General features: G+C 39.5%; 10 protein-coding genes. 9 read left to right on the top strand and 1 reads right to left on the bottom strand.

Annotation, left to right across the window (positions count from 1 at the left end; translation table 11 throughout):
• Positions 1-40: 40 nt before the first annotated feature.
• Entirely contained in the window at positions 41-1,438 is a 1,398-nt protein-coding gene (locus LX92_RS18380) for an FAD-binding oxidoreductase (RefSeq protein ID WP_109653760.1), read from the top strand.
• Positions 1,439-1,656: 218 nt separating this feature from the next.
• Here LX92_RS18380 and LX92_RS18375 read toward each other — a convergent pair whose 3' ends face one another.
• The gene (locus tag LX92_RS18375; RefSeq protein WP_109653758.1) at positions 1,657-2,493 is read right to left on the bottom strand and encodes a helix-turn-helix domain-containing protein; all 837 of its coding nucleotides are present in this window, start codon (positions 2,491-2,493) and stop codon (positions 1,657-1,659) included.
• A 121-nt stretch (positions 2,494-2,614) separates the two neighbouring features.
• Here LX92_RS18375 and LX92_RS18370 point away from each other — a divergent pair, with 121 nt between their 5' ends.
• From LX92_RS18370 to LX92_RS18335, 8 genes are all read left to right on the top strand, one after another.
• The gene (locus tag LX92_RS18370; RefSeq protein WP_170117891.1) at positions 2,615-6,610 is read left to right on the top strand and encodes a hybrid sensor histidine kinase/response regulator transcription factor; all 3,996 of its coding nucleotides are present in this window, start codon (positions 2,615-2,617) and stop codon (positions 6,608-6,610) included.
• A 127-nt stretch (positions 6,611-6,737) separates the two neighbouring features.
• The gene (locus LX92_RS18365; RefSeq protein WP_170117890.1) at positions 6,738-7,610 is read left to right on the top strand and encodes a DUF4412 domain-containing protein; all 873 of its coding nucleotides are present in this window, start codon (positions 6,738-6,740) and stop codon (positions 7,608-7,610) included.
• Positions 7,611-7,621: 11 nt separating this feature from the next.
• Positions 7,622-8,083, top strand: coding sequence for a hypothetical protein (locus LX92_RS18360; protein ID WP_109653752.1), 462 nt, complete (start codon positions 7,622-7,624; stop codon positions 8,081-8,083).
• A gap of 135 nt (positions 8,084-8,218) precedes the next feature.
• Positions 8,219-10,207: a thiol-activated cytolysin family protein gene (locus tag LX92_RS18355; protein WP_170117889.1), complete on the top strand. Its 1,989-nt coding sequence runs from the start codon at positions 8,219-8,221 to the stop codon at positions 10,205-10,207.
• 18 nt (positions 10,208-10,225) lie between these two features.
• Complete coding sequence (locus tag LX92_RS18350) at positions 10,226-10,750, top strand: hypothetical protein (RefSeq protein ID WP_109653748.1); 525 nt, start codon at positions 10,226-10,228, stop codon at positions 10,748-10,750.
• Positions 10,751-10,771: 21 nt separating this feature from the next.
• Positions 10,772-13,846 (top strand): vWA domain-containing protein, encoded by a 3,075-nt coding sequence (locus tag LX92_RS18345; protein ID WP_146197868.1) that lies wholly within the window; start codon positions 10,772-10,774, stop codon positions 13,844-13,846.
• Positions 13,847-13,857: 11 nt separating this feature from the next.
• Complete coding sequence (locus tag LX92_RS18340) at positions 13,858-14,277, top strand: hypothetical protein (protein ID WP_109653744.1); 420 nt, start codon at positions 13,858-13,860, stop codon at positions 14,275-14,277.
• A gap of 118 nt (positions 14,278-14,395) precedes the next feature.
• On the top strand, positions 14,396-15,175 hold the full coding sequence (locus tag LX92_RS18335) for a hypothetical protein (protein ID WP_109653742.1): 780 nt from the start codon (positions 14,396-14,398) through the stop codon (positions 15,173-15,175).
• Positions 15,176-15,350 lie beyond the last annotated feature (175 nt).

Here is a 15,350-nt window from a genome sequence, read left to right as displayed (position 1 = left end):
ATAACAACAATCAAATCATCATTAATTAAACAAAACAATCATGTCAACAAAAGGTAAGATTAAGGAATTGGAAGCCTCTGTTTTAGATGCTTTTACCGCTCAGATTAGGGGGAAAGTCATTTTCCCTAAAGACCCAAATTATAACGAAACGCGCAAAATTTACAATGCAATGATAGATAAGCGCCCTGCAATGTTCGTCATGTGTACCGACGTAGCAGACGTAATATCCGCTGTAAATTTTGGTAGGGAGAACAACCTCTTGGTTGCCGTTAGGGGAGGCGGTCATAATGGGGGTGGCCTCGGACTTTGTGATGATGGCATGGTCATCGATCTTTCCGGAATAAAATTTGTTCATATAGATGTGGAGCATAGTACGGTCAGGGTTGGTGGCGGAAATTTATGGGGAGAGGTAGATCATGCCACACATCCATTTGGACTTGCCGTTCCAGCAGGTATTATTTCATCCACGGGAGTGGGTGGTCTTACCTTAGGGGGTGGAGTTGGTTATCTTTCTAGAAAGTATGGCCTAACGATAGACAATTTACTGGAGGCGGATATGGTCTTGGCAGATGGGTCCTTTGTGACCGTAAGCGCGAAACAGAACACTGATTTATTCTGGGCTATCCGAGGAGGTGGCGGAAATTTCGGGATTGTAACCTCCTTTAAGTTTCAGGCGCATCCAGTCAAGAATATCATAGGGGGGCCATCGTTGTGGCCCATTGAAAGAATCGAGGAGGTTATGGAATGGTATCATACCTTTATCAACGATGCCCCGGATGATCTTAACGGTTTTATAGCTACCATGGTTATCCCCGGTGCGCCCTTTCCCGAAGAGTTGCATAATAAAATGTTCTGCGGTATAGTTTGGTCTTATTTGGGAGGACCTGAGAAACAAGAAGAAGTTTTCAGACCGGTCCTAGAAATGAAACCCATCTTTCATCATGTCGGGGAAATGCCTTATCCTGCTATTCAGACCATGTTCGACGAAATGTTGCCCCCTGGTCTACAATGGTACTGGAGGGCAGACTACTTCGACGACCTAGGTTCGGAAGTAAGGGCCAAACATTTGGAGTTTGGGTCTAAAATTCCAACGCCCCTTTCGCAAATGCATTTATATCCAATCAGTGGTGCCGCTAGCCGAGTTGGAAAGGAAGAGACGCCTTGGGCCAACCGAGACGCAAAATATGCTGGGGTTATCGTTGGGGTTGATCCCGATCCGGCCAATGCAGAGAAAATTAAAGATTGGTGCAAGGACTATTGGGAAGCACTTCATCCCTATTCGACCGGTGGGGCCTATCTCAACTTTATAATGGACGAAGGTCAAGAACGAATCAAGGCAAGTTATAAAAGTAATTATGAACGACTTACGACCATAAAGAAACAATACGATCCGGAGAATTTCTTCAGGGTAAATCAAAATATCCAGCCAGCCCGGTAAGTGGATTGGTAAATATATATTGGATGTTAGGGAGCATTAGAAAGTTGCATTCCATTTTATTTCAAATGTTTCCGGATTTTCTAGCTGATATTTTTTATCATAAATACAGACTTTACCTATAACCTTATTTGGGTCGAACCCAATTTTGTCAATGCACCAATATTAAGTCGATTGAGGGGAAAATACATCAAGCCAGATAGCCCTTGGCCATTTGCGTTTTATGACCCTTTTCGGCCCAAATAGGTTTTTACATAGGCATATTTGCTGTTCAAGAATTTTTCAGGGCTGTCCCCAATCAGTTTTTTAAAATCATTAATGAAATGTGCCTGGTCATAATATCCGCAGTCATAGGCCAGATGATGTATTTTTTCTGTATTCGCATTGTTTATACTCTCAAAAATAGTGTTCAGTTGTACCACTTTACAGAAAAATTTAGGAGGTATTCCTATAATTTTTATAAAAAGTCTTCTGAAATGTCGCAAGCTCAAACCAGCCCTTTCACTAAGTTCCTTGATGCTTAAAAGACCATCACATTCATATATCTCAGTCAAGGACTGGTCGAGCCAAGGAACTGGAGACAATCTGCATGGAATAAGTTGTTCTAAATAATGCATTAGTATGGGTAATCTATGTAATGGGTCTTGACAAGAATCCAATGCTTTAAAAAGTTCAGTTGTGTTTTTTGGGGAAATTTCCTCTATTGCAGACCAACTATTCAATAATAAATTCCCTGGCAAATGGAATAGGTAATATGGAGTGGTTGGGTGCATTAGAAAGCCTATCTGTCCAAATCGTCCCTGTATTTCAATCTTTGGAATCTCCCCATATATCTGACCCGCGAGATTCAATGTAGAGGGAGCCCTTGTAACCCGACCATTAAGATGCAATATTGGATAGCTACCATAAACATTGATGAATACGGGGAAGCCATTAGGATAATTCGGAAAACTTAAATGAATTGCATCTTCAGTATGACCGTGAATAGCTGAAATCAAGAAAGGTTTTAGGTTCTCCGGAATTTCAAATTCTGGTCTTTCAGCGAAAGCCTTGATCATCTTATATAAGTTTAAGTTGCTTCCTAGACATTTACAATGTCCTTTTTTTACAATACGTACCCATATAAAGATACTATTTTGTTAGGGTATGAAAAACTACCCATGGCCGAATTTCCTTAACATGAAACGAACAAAGACATTTTTCTATGTCGTAACCGTTCTTTTCACGATATACTTACATGGCCAAGATCAAATAACATTCAGGCAACTTTCGATTAAGGATGGACTTTCACAGAACTGTGCCATATCCATTAACCAGGACAGTCTTGGCTATCTCTGGATTGCGACACAAGATGGGCTAAATAGGTATGATGGTAAAAAGTTCGAGGTATACCCGTTTAATTTCATCGATATTACTAGGCCAACCTATAGTCATTTAGGGAAAGTATATGTAGATAGACGGGATAATATATGGTGCATACCTGCGAGCCAAGTTCTAAAAAAACTTAATAGGGCAACCAATAAATTTGAAACAATATCCGAAATAAAAAATGCCAGTATCATTTTTCAAGATACTGAACTTAATTTTTGGATTGGCACCTACACCAATGGGTTTTATAAAATGGACCCTGAGAATTTTCAAATACAAAAGATTGATTTGGGGGCTGCCCCCGGGGGTATTTATGCAATTGCCGAAAAACGTAAAAAGGTGATTATTACCTCCGATGTTGGAATTTTTGAGGTAAATAAATCGAATTCAAAGTCCACCATAGTTTTCCCTAGTAATTTTCAAGGAGTAAGGATTGACCATAAATTCAGCACAATTGTATTAGATGGCAATGGTCGGCAGTGGTTTGGTACTTATGGGGGTGGACTGTATTTTAGGGACACTGGGGAAGCATTTCTGAGCAGCTCTTCTGAATTACCCTTAAATATACCGCTACCCCAAGATCTAATTATTCTATGTCTTTACCTAGACTCCAAAGAAAGGTTGTGGATTGGTACTTATGGTCAAGGCCTTTTTTTGATAGACCTAAAGAATTATACGGCCAAGCAATTCATGGTGGAAAAGTACAATCCCAAGGCACTTCATTATAACGATATTCTAAGTATTTATGAAGATTATACAGGAACCATTTGGTTTGGAACAGATGGTGCAGGACTAAGTTATTATGACGTGAATCTTGAAAAGTTCAACTCCTTTACCAATTTTCAAATTCCCGAGAATATCAATATTGATGTGGTTCGGTCTATTGCCGTTGACGCTTCTGGTTTTATTTGGATTGGGACATCGGGGAAGGGTTTGACGCAATATCAACCACAATCCAATAGTTGGCGAACCTTTAGGAAAGATGATCCCAATGGCAATTCACTTCTTTCTGACCGCATTATTAGCCTTCATGCAGACGGTACTGGTGATCTCTGGATTGGAACACAGGGGGGGGGGCTGTCTATTTTGGATAAGAAGGGAACTATTACCAACTATATTGAAAATATGGAAATAAGGGTAGAGGCTATCAATATATGGGACATTTTTAAAGATGGTCATGGTAGGTTTTGGTTGGGGACCGGTGAAGAGGGGCTTGTTCAATTCGATAAGAGACGGGGTATTATGGCAAAGTATGATACAATCCTTAACAAAGACAAAGGCATGGCCTTAAAGAACATTAGGGTCATAACGGAAGATGGAGATGGAAATTTATGGCTGGGGACGGATGCTGACGGTATCGCAAAATTTGATATAAATGAAGGTAGATTTTCAATGTTCCAACATGATTCGATAGCCAACTCATTATCTATAAATAGTATCAAAAGTCTTTACTACGCCCCTAATAATGTACTGTGGATTGGTACATATGGAGCAGGTCTGGACGTTTATGACATAGCTACGAATACATTCTACAACTACGATCAACATGATGGTCTTGCAAATAATGTGGTTTATGGTATTCTACCTGATAAGAGGGGGGGCTTATGGCTCAGTTCAAACAAGGGTATTACAAAATTCACGCCGGGCAGGAACCTCGCTTCGGCACCAACAATCATAAATTATACAAACTATGATGGTTTGGCATCGGAATTCAATACGGGAGCCTATTTTTCGGGTCCGGATGGGCAATTATATTTTGGGGGCCTTGAAGGTTTTTATTGGTTTAAACCAGATGAAATAAGAAAAAACACTATAAGCCCCAAAACAACCATTACAGAACTAAACGTTGTTGGAAAACCTCGAAAAATTCAATCCGGACTTCGTTTGAAGTACAATGAAAACACGGTGACCTTTAAGTTTTCGAGTATGCAATATTCACTCCCACACAAAAACCTATATAAATACAGACTTGTTGATTATGAAAATAACTGGGTAGAGGCAGGAAATACCAATTTTGTAAGGTACACCCAACTTCCGCCCGGGGCGTACAGTTTTGAAGTAAAATCGAGTAATTATGATGGATATTGGAACGATACCCCGGAGGTGTTCCATTTTACCATTTCACCCCCATGGTATTTTAATTCGTGGTCAAAGTCGTTCTATGCTTTATTACTGCTATGTCTGGGATTTGCCATCTACAATTATTTAAAATGGCGATTGAAAATGCAATTTGATTTAAGGCAGAAAGAAGCGGAGGCGTTGAGGTTTAAAAGGCTCAATCAGTTAAAATCAAAACTCTATACCGATATTTCCCATGAGTTTAAAACACCCTTAACCCTAATTGCAGGACCCATTGATGCCAAATTGGGGGCAGGAGGCCTTACGGATACTGATTATGCCATTTTCGCTACAATAAAACGCAATACCAAGAGGTTGGTCAATTTGGTTGATCAATTGCTTCATATGGCAAAACTGGAAAAAGGAAAAATTAAGTTAAAGGTTACCAATTCGGACCTAAAACTGTTCTTGGGCCTCATTGCCAAATCATTTGAGTTTCAAGCCGAACAAGCGGGAATGACCTATGGGATTGAGATAGATGACTTGGGAGATACCTGGTATGATGAAGATGCCATTGAAAAGATAGTGACCAATCTCCTTTCAAATGCCTTTAAGCATGGCATTTCGGGGGGTATTTGTAAATTTTTGGCAACGAGGGAGGATGATACCGTCCATATTGTAGTGATCAATTCTGTGGCTGGGAATCTAAGTTCGGATACCAACAAGTTGTTCAACCGATTTTATCAAAAAGACGAATATACAGATGGCGCAGGGATTGGATTGTTTTTGGTTAAAGAATTGGTAGCACTGTACAAAGGGCAGATTACCGCCAAGGTAGAAGGGAATCAAATTCAATTTAACGTAGTACTGCCCGTTGCAAAATCGAATTTCAAATCGAAGTTTATTTTTGAAGAAACTATCGATGCCGGGGCGTATATGGAAGATAAGGATGAAAATGACCTCAGGTCAAAATTGGCTACCTCGGCATTGCCCATTGTACTGATCGTTGAAGATCATAAGGAAATCAGGGATTTCTTAAAATCCGTATGGCAAGTAAAGTATACCGTATTGGAAGCCAATACAGGTAATGAAGGAATTGAAAAGGCATTGGAGAATATACCGGATCTTATTATCTCAGATATTAAAATGCCCAATGGGGATGGCATAGCCCTGTGTAATAGCCTAAAGACCGATGTCCGTACCAGCCATATTCCCATTATACTCCTTACGGCAAATTCCAGCGAAGAGAACGAATTAAAGGGGCTGCACTCCGGAGCCGATGATTTTGTGGCAAAACCCTTTAAGTTAAAGGTCCTTGAAAAGCGGGTTGAGAATCTTATAGCGACCCGTAGGGCATTGCGCAATAGATATAGTCAAGAATACATATTTAAGGCAAAGGATATTGCCGTTACACCTACAGATGAACTTTTCTTGAAGAAGATCCAAGAAGTAATTGACAAGCATTTGTTCGATCCTGATTTCACCGCGGCCAGATTCTGTAAAGAAGTGCATATGAGCCGTATGCAGCTACATCGTAAACTACAGGCATATACCGGGTTGAGCACTACTGCTTTTATACGCTCTGAACGCCTGAAACAAGCGGTACAAATATTAAGGACTTCCGATACCACCATTAATGAAGTGGCGTACATCGTAGGGTTTAATACACCTTCCTACTTTATAAAATGTTTTAAGGAAACGTACAAAAAACCCCCCTTGGAATACATGCAAGATGCTGAAAATCAGTAATCTAAAATTAAGGATACATTTCTTCCATGCTTTGTTACATACGTGGTATCCTTATATGGGGCAGTCCAATACTTTTGGTTTAGAAATTCGAAGAACACCGAAGAAGAACCTTTAAATGGATCATCCTATGAAGACAAAAACAATAGTACTGCTCCTACTTTTTATGGGAATGGGTTTAACCACACAAGCACAATTTTTTAAAAAATTAAAAGAACGGGCTAAAGATGCCGCAGAAGAAACCATTCTGCGAAAATCAGAAGAAAAGGTGGCACAAGAGACCGATCAGACCATGGAGAAGATCTTCAATATGAGACTGGGGAAAGGAAAAATGGTAGATCCTTCGGTCTTACCCCCAAGTTATGATTTTAATTGGCGGTATACCCTAGAAATGGCTACCAAGGAAGGAAATCTTAAAATGCATTACTATCTAAACGAGGGTGCCGATTATTTTGGCAACCAACCGGAAATTCCGAATGATAAAGGTCCAGGATCAATGGGCAATATGTTTATGGTATTTGATATGGATAAGGAGTTAATGGTGCTGTTCATGGACAATGGTTCGGAAAAAACAGGAATGGCCATGGGCATACCAAAAATGGACGAAATAGAAATGGAACAGGATTTTTCGGAGGTTGCCTTTAATGAGATCGGTACCAAGGAAATTTTGGGGTACACCTGCCAAGGTTTTGAAATGGATGGTGAAGAATACCATATCGTCATGTTTGTGGCATTTGATACGCCTGTGAGTTTTAATAATTACAAAGCGGTAATGTCCAAAAATCTACCCAAAGGGTTTAATGAAAAATGGTTGGATAAGGTTGGGGGCAACAGTCTAATGATGGAGATGACCTATACCAATAAAAAGAAAAGCAAGCTATCTGGCACGATGACTTGTGTGGCTTTGGAAAATGAAACCAAAAACATACCAGTCGCCGAGTATTCCTTTGAATTCCAAAAAGGGGCAAAAAAGGCTGAATATGAGAATCAGGATGATTATTAAAATATAAAGTTATGAAAACAAAAATTATATGGCTAACGGTAATGTTGATATGGGGAGTACAATACGGTACACATTCACAGATCAGAAAATCCAGTGAAGTAAACAAGAAAATGGAGATACATGACCTATTGGGAACCAAGGTGGTCTTTGTGGTCAATAACGAATCGAAACAAGTCTCCCAACTTGTATTGGATGGTGATTTTCCTTTGATGAAAAGAAAAGCGGTCAGAACATTTCCAAATTCAAGTTTTTACACAGGCATGTTAAAAGGGAAATACAAAATCACCAAGAAAGGCATTTTACCGATGTTAAATACTTTGATAATGATGCATAAGGATAGCCCATTTTTTGAGGAAGATCCGTTTTTTCCGGGAGATCATTTTTTTCCGGGAGATCATTTTAATATTGGGGCAGCAAGAGTCGAAATTGTTTCGAACACCAAAACAGATCTTAATTTAAGGCGCATTGAATAATAGCCTGTACCAAGAGTTTAAGAGGAAAAAGGGGAGATAGGCCATTATGGTCAAAAGGAGAGGAAGACACCAACCTAACCTAAGATAAGTAGATGCACTGGTACCATGACCTGTGTTGCAATATTAAACCATACAATGGGTATATACTTTGCCTGCCGCGTTTTTGAAATACGAAAAGTGGAAAAAAGACCTAAGAGGAAAATCAAAATGTTTATTAATTACAGACAAGAAATCATGAATAAAGTAAAAATTATTACAGTTTTAATCATAGTGATTCTATCCACTAGGGCTTATGCTCAGCTACCCACATTTGAAAAGGTGGATAAAAAAGCCTCGAAAATCAATTCAATGAACGAAAACACCATAAAAACGCCTGTTAAACCTTCGGAACAAGCTCAGCGGCAGGCAATACAGAATTATTTGGCGTCAAAAAGTTTTAAAACTGCCAGCAGTGGAACCGCTTCTGGGCCAACTGGATATAAGAAATTGGAAATCATAAATAATTCATTCAAAGAGCGTTTCGACTTAAAAGAAGTGAGTAGTAGTATTAAAGAAAATTCGAAAGAAGTATGTACTACAACCCCAATAGAAATTAAAGCGAGCACAAAATCGTTTATGGAGTTTACCTCATCTGGGGCACCTGATTGGATGAAACCGGGAGTGATCTTGAAGGCATCCGGGTTTTTGAATGGATCTTATGTCCCTGTCTTGTCTAAAAGGCATCCAGTAATATTTTCATCCAACATAACGGGTAGCAAAGCAATCACAATAGAACATCCTGAAAGTATTTCCAATCTTCAAGAAGCCGTTAATTCCTTTAAATCCATAAAAGGAACCATCGCTGCTAATATAAGCTTTGATTATAAAGAAATTCATTCGTTAGAAGAGTTTGGGTTTCAGGTCAATGGCAAATATTCGAATTCAGTTGCTGGAATATCTGCTACTTTAGGAATGCAATATGGAAGCGTGAAGAAACATCATTATTATATGATCGATTTTTTTCAGAATATGTTCTTTATTGATGTTGATCCCAAAAACAAGACAGAAGTATTTGTTGATGCCAGTCAACCTGTTTCAGATTTAGTTTATGTATCACGGGTGGTCTATGGAAGAAGGGGTATTGTAGTTGTTGAATCAGACTTGAATTTAAAAGAATTTGGGGCTAACGTAGATGTCAAATTAAAGAGTCTTATACAAAAGGGCAGTATACAAATGGGGTTTGACTACCTAAAACAAGAAGAGAATTTTAAAGTGAAGGCATTATTTTACGGGGGTGAATCCTCGGGGGCCATTAATTCAGCCCAGACCACTATAGAAAAAAATATAATCGAATTAAGTGATTATTTAGAGAAAAAATCAGGAAATCCAAGTTATGCATTGCCTATAGCTTATGAACTCAAAAATATGAATAATGAAAGTATTGGTATGCGCAGTATTTTTAAACAAACAGTAAAGACCTGTGTACCACCGTTGACCAAAGAAGTAAAACTAAAAGTAACCCTTACCGATCTTCAATGTATTGACGGAAGGGATGGTAAGGGCAACCCAGAAGATTATGGTTTTCAACAGTGGATTATATATAAGTCCAAGGGTAGAAATAAAAGTTATGCAGATTCCGATCTTAAAGTATTTCCAAAGTTAAGCAACTGTAACAATCATATGGGTGTTAATAATAATTCCAATATACTCATATGCAGTGATAAAACCAATCAGATTCATGTAGAGGAGAGTAATGTGAATAGAAATGGTAATATAGGCAACTCACTCACGTTCATCGTAAGTCCAGAAGATTTTCAAGACAAGAATACAACTTTCAGTATTTATAGCTGGTTGAAAGAATTTACAGGGAACAATGATTTGGTAATCGCCGAAAAAGAGCGTATCGATGTTGATATTAACCAAGTTATAGCATATCTCTTAGATCCCGATGGTTCTTCATGGCAGTTTACTGAACAGTTTTATGACCATGCAATAGCTCCAAATATTAGTTTTAAACCTCTCGGTAGCGCAGGACAATCCATGTGGCTACGTAACACCAATAGAGGAACTTTGGAAGGGCCTATACGACTAGCTAAGCCGGGCAATAAAGCTGCAGCATGGATTCACTTCGGGTTATTGGACTAATATTTACAAAAACAAATCATGACTTCATTTAGACTTTTACTTGTAATCACCTTCTTGTCCCTAAGTTGTAAAGAAGATAAAAATCATCCAGAAAACTCAACCCCACTCGACCAAAAAGAGCGTACGAAAACCGCCTTCAATGGTACCATGAAGCTTGTTATTGATGGTAAAACCTATCAATATGATGACATAGACTGGGAAAAGAGCCGTGTAAAATATGATGATAACATTAGACTTTCACTTGTTCAGGAAAGAATGCCACAGCTTAAATTTCGGTTTCCCGAAGTGAAGGAATCGTTGGCAGCACAAAGCACCTTTAAACTGCCTGATATACATAGGGGAAAACTTCCCATCTCAATCAATTTCATTCTCTATGTAAAAGAAGAAGGAAAAAGTAGGGAGGCATGGACTTTTAGAACCGGGGAGCTTGAGGCGCATCTAAAAAATGACCGTTTACAAATGAGCTTCGACGGTGTGGGAGGTCCCTCGTTGGATGCTTCAAAAATATACCCGATCAGCGGTAGCATAGACATACAATTATAACATTCCTAAATAAGTTTATAAGTGAAGGTCAAAAAAATAAATACAGCTTTAGAAATACCGAGTAGAAGGGGTTTTTTCGTTAAATTGGTAATGGCATCCTTGGCGACTTCACTACCGCCGATGGTTTTGGGATGTAGTGAAAAAGAAGCGAGGTTTAGGGGGAGTGGTGCACTGCCCTATAAAATTTGGGAAGAGATTCTTCATGAATTGAAAACCAGTCCGGATCATCTTAAAGGTCAGATGGAAAGGCTTATTGTCGAGGGTAATCCAGAGGCTATGTTTCATTTTGTAAGAGACCAGATTTATTTAATGCCAATGACCCAAAAGTCCATTGGTAGAACCGATGCCACGAAATGGGGTGTGGATTATGCCCTACGCAGCGGTATGGCAACGGCCATGGAAAAAGCGGAATTGTTACAGCGCATGTATAACAAAGCGGATATTCCTGCCAAAATAGTATGGGAACATACAAACATTTCCCCAGAGGAAGTTCCAACATTCTTTTTTAGACCTACAGAAAGACCTTTTTCTCCCAATATATCTGATCGCACCTTAATGCAATGGGGGGTAGAAATGGGTATGGAGAACATGGAATATCAACCTGATGTCATTTTTGAGGACGAATTGGAACTGGCCAATGAATTAGGTGGGAAAATATGGAATACATTGGATTTGAAGGAGGACTATAAGTATCGTGGTTTTGATTTCAGATGGGACAATTCCAGAACGCCTACCGTTGAATTTCAATGGGAGGGGAATACTAGATATGCGCATCTTATCGATCCGAAAGTACCTTATGGAAAATTGCGCAACCAGCAAAATAAAGTAAGCGAGGCGGGCCTTCCAAAGCCCAATGAAGAAAAGGTAACCATAAAGCTAACCTATCGGGATTCCATAAAACCATTGGAGGAAAAAGAACTTATTGGTAACGAATGGTTGGCCAGTGACTTGGTGGGTAGACAAGTTGATGTTATGTTCTTAAACAACCTTAGCCCACAGGAATTACGGATAACCCCTATCGCGAACATTAGGACTTTTACACCGGCGCTAGGACTTCAGGCGATTGGGAAATCAGAAGATTATATGTCGGAACGCTCCATCTTGGCAAACCCGATAACCCTAGAGGGAAAACGTTTTCAATTGGATAAGGGAAACAGTATAGCGATGCCACTTTTGGATAAATCGGACCCGAATCTTCAAAAACAGGTAAAAACGATAACGGCAACTGCAACCACTACCGGGTATCCAGGAGTAAAATTAAGTATCTCGCCAAAAGATGCCTCAGGAAATTTGGTTGAAGGCCTTTCGGCCAGTGACTTCACAATAGTTGAGGATGGCAAGCCTGTACGGGCTGTGATGGAAACCAATCAACGAACTCCGAAAATCCTGATCATGGCCGATGTTTCCATGAGCATGCCTACCGAATATAGAAATGAAGGAATGGTGCAGTTCATTAACGAATTGAAATCTAATATCTTAGGTCAATATCCAGCTGCGATAGTACAGTATTGGGAGACCCCATCCGCACTCTATACTTGGCTTCTAAAAGGATCACAAACTGATAATGACCTTATCATTTTTGCTACCGATGGGGACAACAATGATGATTTTGACCCTAAAAATGAGGATTTGTATAAAAGTGGCCCACCAGCCATTATACTGAATGTTTACAATACTTCCAATGCTAGACGAACCAAAACATTCGATCATATGGCACAACTCACCAAGGGCCTTCATTTGGCCGTAGAAGATCAGAAAGCTGCTTTGACGGGAATAGAAGCCTATCTAAAAAACCTTCAAATTCAGCCCTATACATTTACGTATTGGTCTGCAGGTACTCTTAATGAAAGAAACGTGAGCATAGGTGTAGACAATAACAAGGTGTTGGGAAAGGCCACGTATCAGTTTAAATCAATAGTAGCTCCAACTAGTATTGGCCCAAGAATTATTGGCTTGTATTTATACATTAATTATGCAGGCCATCGGGTATACCGGGTTTTGGCAGGTTGGCAGCCAACTATAGAAAGACATAAAGCACCTACCCAACAAATGGCAAATGACGTCAACGATTTAATGCTGGGGGGAATACAGCTTTATTTTGAAGGAGGTGGACCCACTTTTTCCAGTGCCCTATCCGATTTGTTGGAAGCAAAATTAAGCACCAGAAAATGGGGCGAGGCACTCTTGAACAACCAAGTAAAGGAGGCAGAGAAAGCCCTTGCCAATGGTCAATTGAATATTTCGGGAAGTGCCTTGACATTAATGGCACCTCTATCAAATGCAGTAACCAAGAATTCTTTTACGTTCCCCAGTGGCTTGCGAATGGGTATGCAGACACTTAAACCAGGCTTTATCACAGGAACGTATCATTCGCTTTTTGATTATTTGCAGACCTCCCAGTATACAACCCTAGGTAGGAATCCAGAACAGAACTTTAAAACAACCCTTTTGAAAACGGCGCAGATGGCCATACGGGAAAGTAAAATGTACCATACATGTACATTGACTGAGCTTTCTGATAAATTATGGACCAATTTGTTGACTGCACGAAAAAACAATTGGTTAAGCGGGGTATCTAAAGACGAGTTTCCTTATTGGAGAGAAAGAATTGACCGCGCAGCAACATTGCGGATTTTCGACAAAAACCTACAATCCAAAGCTTTTTGGGATGTCAATAAAACCACTGGGGAATTATATGGTATTCTATATAATGGAAGTGGAGGCGCTTCGGATGACGCAAAAAATGATGCCGATAAACTCGGCAATCTGTATACTGCCTTGTCTAATTTAATAGCTATCATGGAAAAACTATCCGGTGTAGGTGTTCTTAATCCTATTGGGGGGTTTGCCCTAAGTGTGGTGGCCATGTACGGGCAAACTTTAGTGCGCTTGTATGGCATTGTTTCCGAAACCATTATGATCATGGATACCTCTGGTATGGATGATAAAATAAGGGCCGAGTTGGCCCAATTTGCCTGTAATGTAGCCAAGGAAGTGGTGTATGCGACAACTGGTGAGGCCGGTGAAATTATGTCGGGATTGGATAATTTAATTGGAATGGTTGCACCAGAAAGCAGTCCTTTTCCATGTAACTAAAAAAATAAAAGATGGAAAAAATGCCTTTCATTTTCTTTATGCTGGTCGGTTTTATAACCAATGCCCAAAGCAAATACACCATAATCAACAAAGATTCGAACACAAATGGAATCACAAAAATGCAGTTTGAAGAACATAATGCAAATAGGGTCTATGTGCGAATCTGGGCAGAATGTACTCCAAACGATTGTTTTTGGGGGAATTTCTTAACCCGGAAAGATATCAGTTACCCAGAATATTTACAACGGGTTAAGGGCAATTGGATCCCCTATTACCATCCTATTAAAATCAATGAATCCTTTGTGGAACGACAGGTAACCATTTATCAACACCGAACAAGACGTACGCGATATAAGGTCACTTTGAAGAACGATTATAAGTCGTCAAACAGAACCGATACTTCAAGGAGCTATTATTTTGCAAGGCAATAATGAATAAAACAAAGAATGTACCGCACGTCATTCCGCTGTAGCCAACAACAATGGAAACGTATGGGAACAAGGGGTTAAAAAAGCATAGAAAGTAGCGTAATTATTAAAAACTTTAAAAATGAAAAAATGGATTGTTGTACTGGCCATTTCAATGGCATTTCCCCATGCCGGGAACGCCCAATTCCTTAAAAAACTAAAAGGAAAAGTATTGGGGAAAGAACAGCACGAAGGATTGCTCAAAGGAATGTTTGTGAGTGAAAACGATCAGGTTTTTAAAAAATGGGATCTTGGGGAGGCTGATATCGTGCTGTCTTTTCACCCTTCGGACAGTACTCAAAAAGGTACGGAACGAATTGGGGGCATTAAGGAGAATGGCAGTTTCAGTTATCAGATGCCCGATTCCATACGTACTTCAGTACCAATTCGGGCCTTTATTTCGGAATGCACCAATAAAGAAGAGGCTATTGTGAAAAATGATGCCGTAACAATCTCACCGGCTTCCATAATGGTAGGCCAGAATAATAGGTTCATAGGGTATATCATACCTGCCAGCACGGTAAAAACGTCTTATAATACCATGGGTGGTGGAATCATGAACAACGGTCATTTAGGCCATTATTATTTGCCGATCTATGCCAGTGGTGATGCAACAGTAAAACTTGACTGCATTAAAAAAGTAAAAATGGAAGATGGTAAAGGTTTTGCTTTTAAAACCAAGGTGCCTGTTGACGAATACTTCGATTATGAATTAAAAAAAGGCTTGAACCAGATTGATGTTCATGTTATCGACAACCTTTTGGTGGGTCAGTCCTATCACTTCATAGAACGAGGTTGGTCTGTTGTAGACGAAATACCAAGTAATACTTTATGGGTATTCATCCCTATAGTAAATAAATAAACTTTGTTAAAATAGATATAGCGTCTGTCTTTATCTAGGATGTAAGCTATACCAAAAAAGAAAAGGGCAACAACACGGAGTATAGAAGATAGTTGTTCCGAATGACCAAGCAATAATACTGTTCGCAATGTATAAGGCATTATGCAACGAGAACCATTGATCTCAATTGACGATT

This window comes from Maribacter polysiphoniae (assembly GCF_003148665.1).
GTDB lineage: Bacteria > Bacteroidota > Bacteroidia > Flavobacteriales > Flavobacteriaceae > Maribacter_A > Maribacter_A polysiphoniae.
Note: the sequence above shows the minus strand (reverse complement) of the source record. Positions and strands in the feature narration are given on the sequence as shown.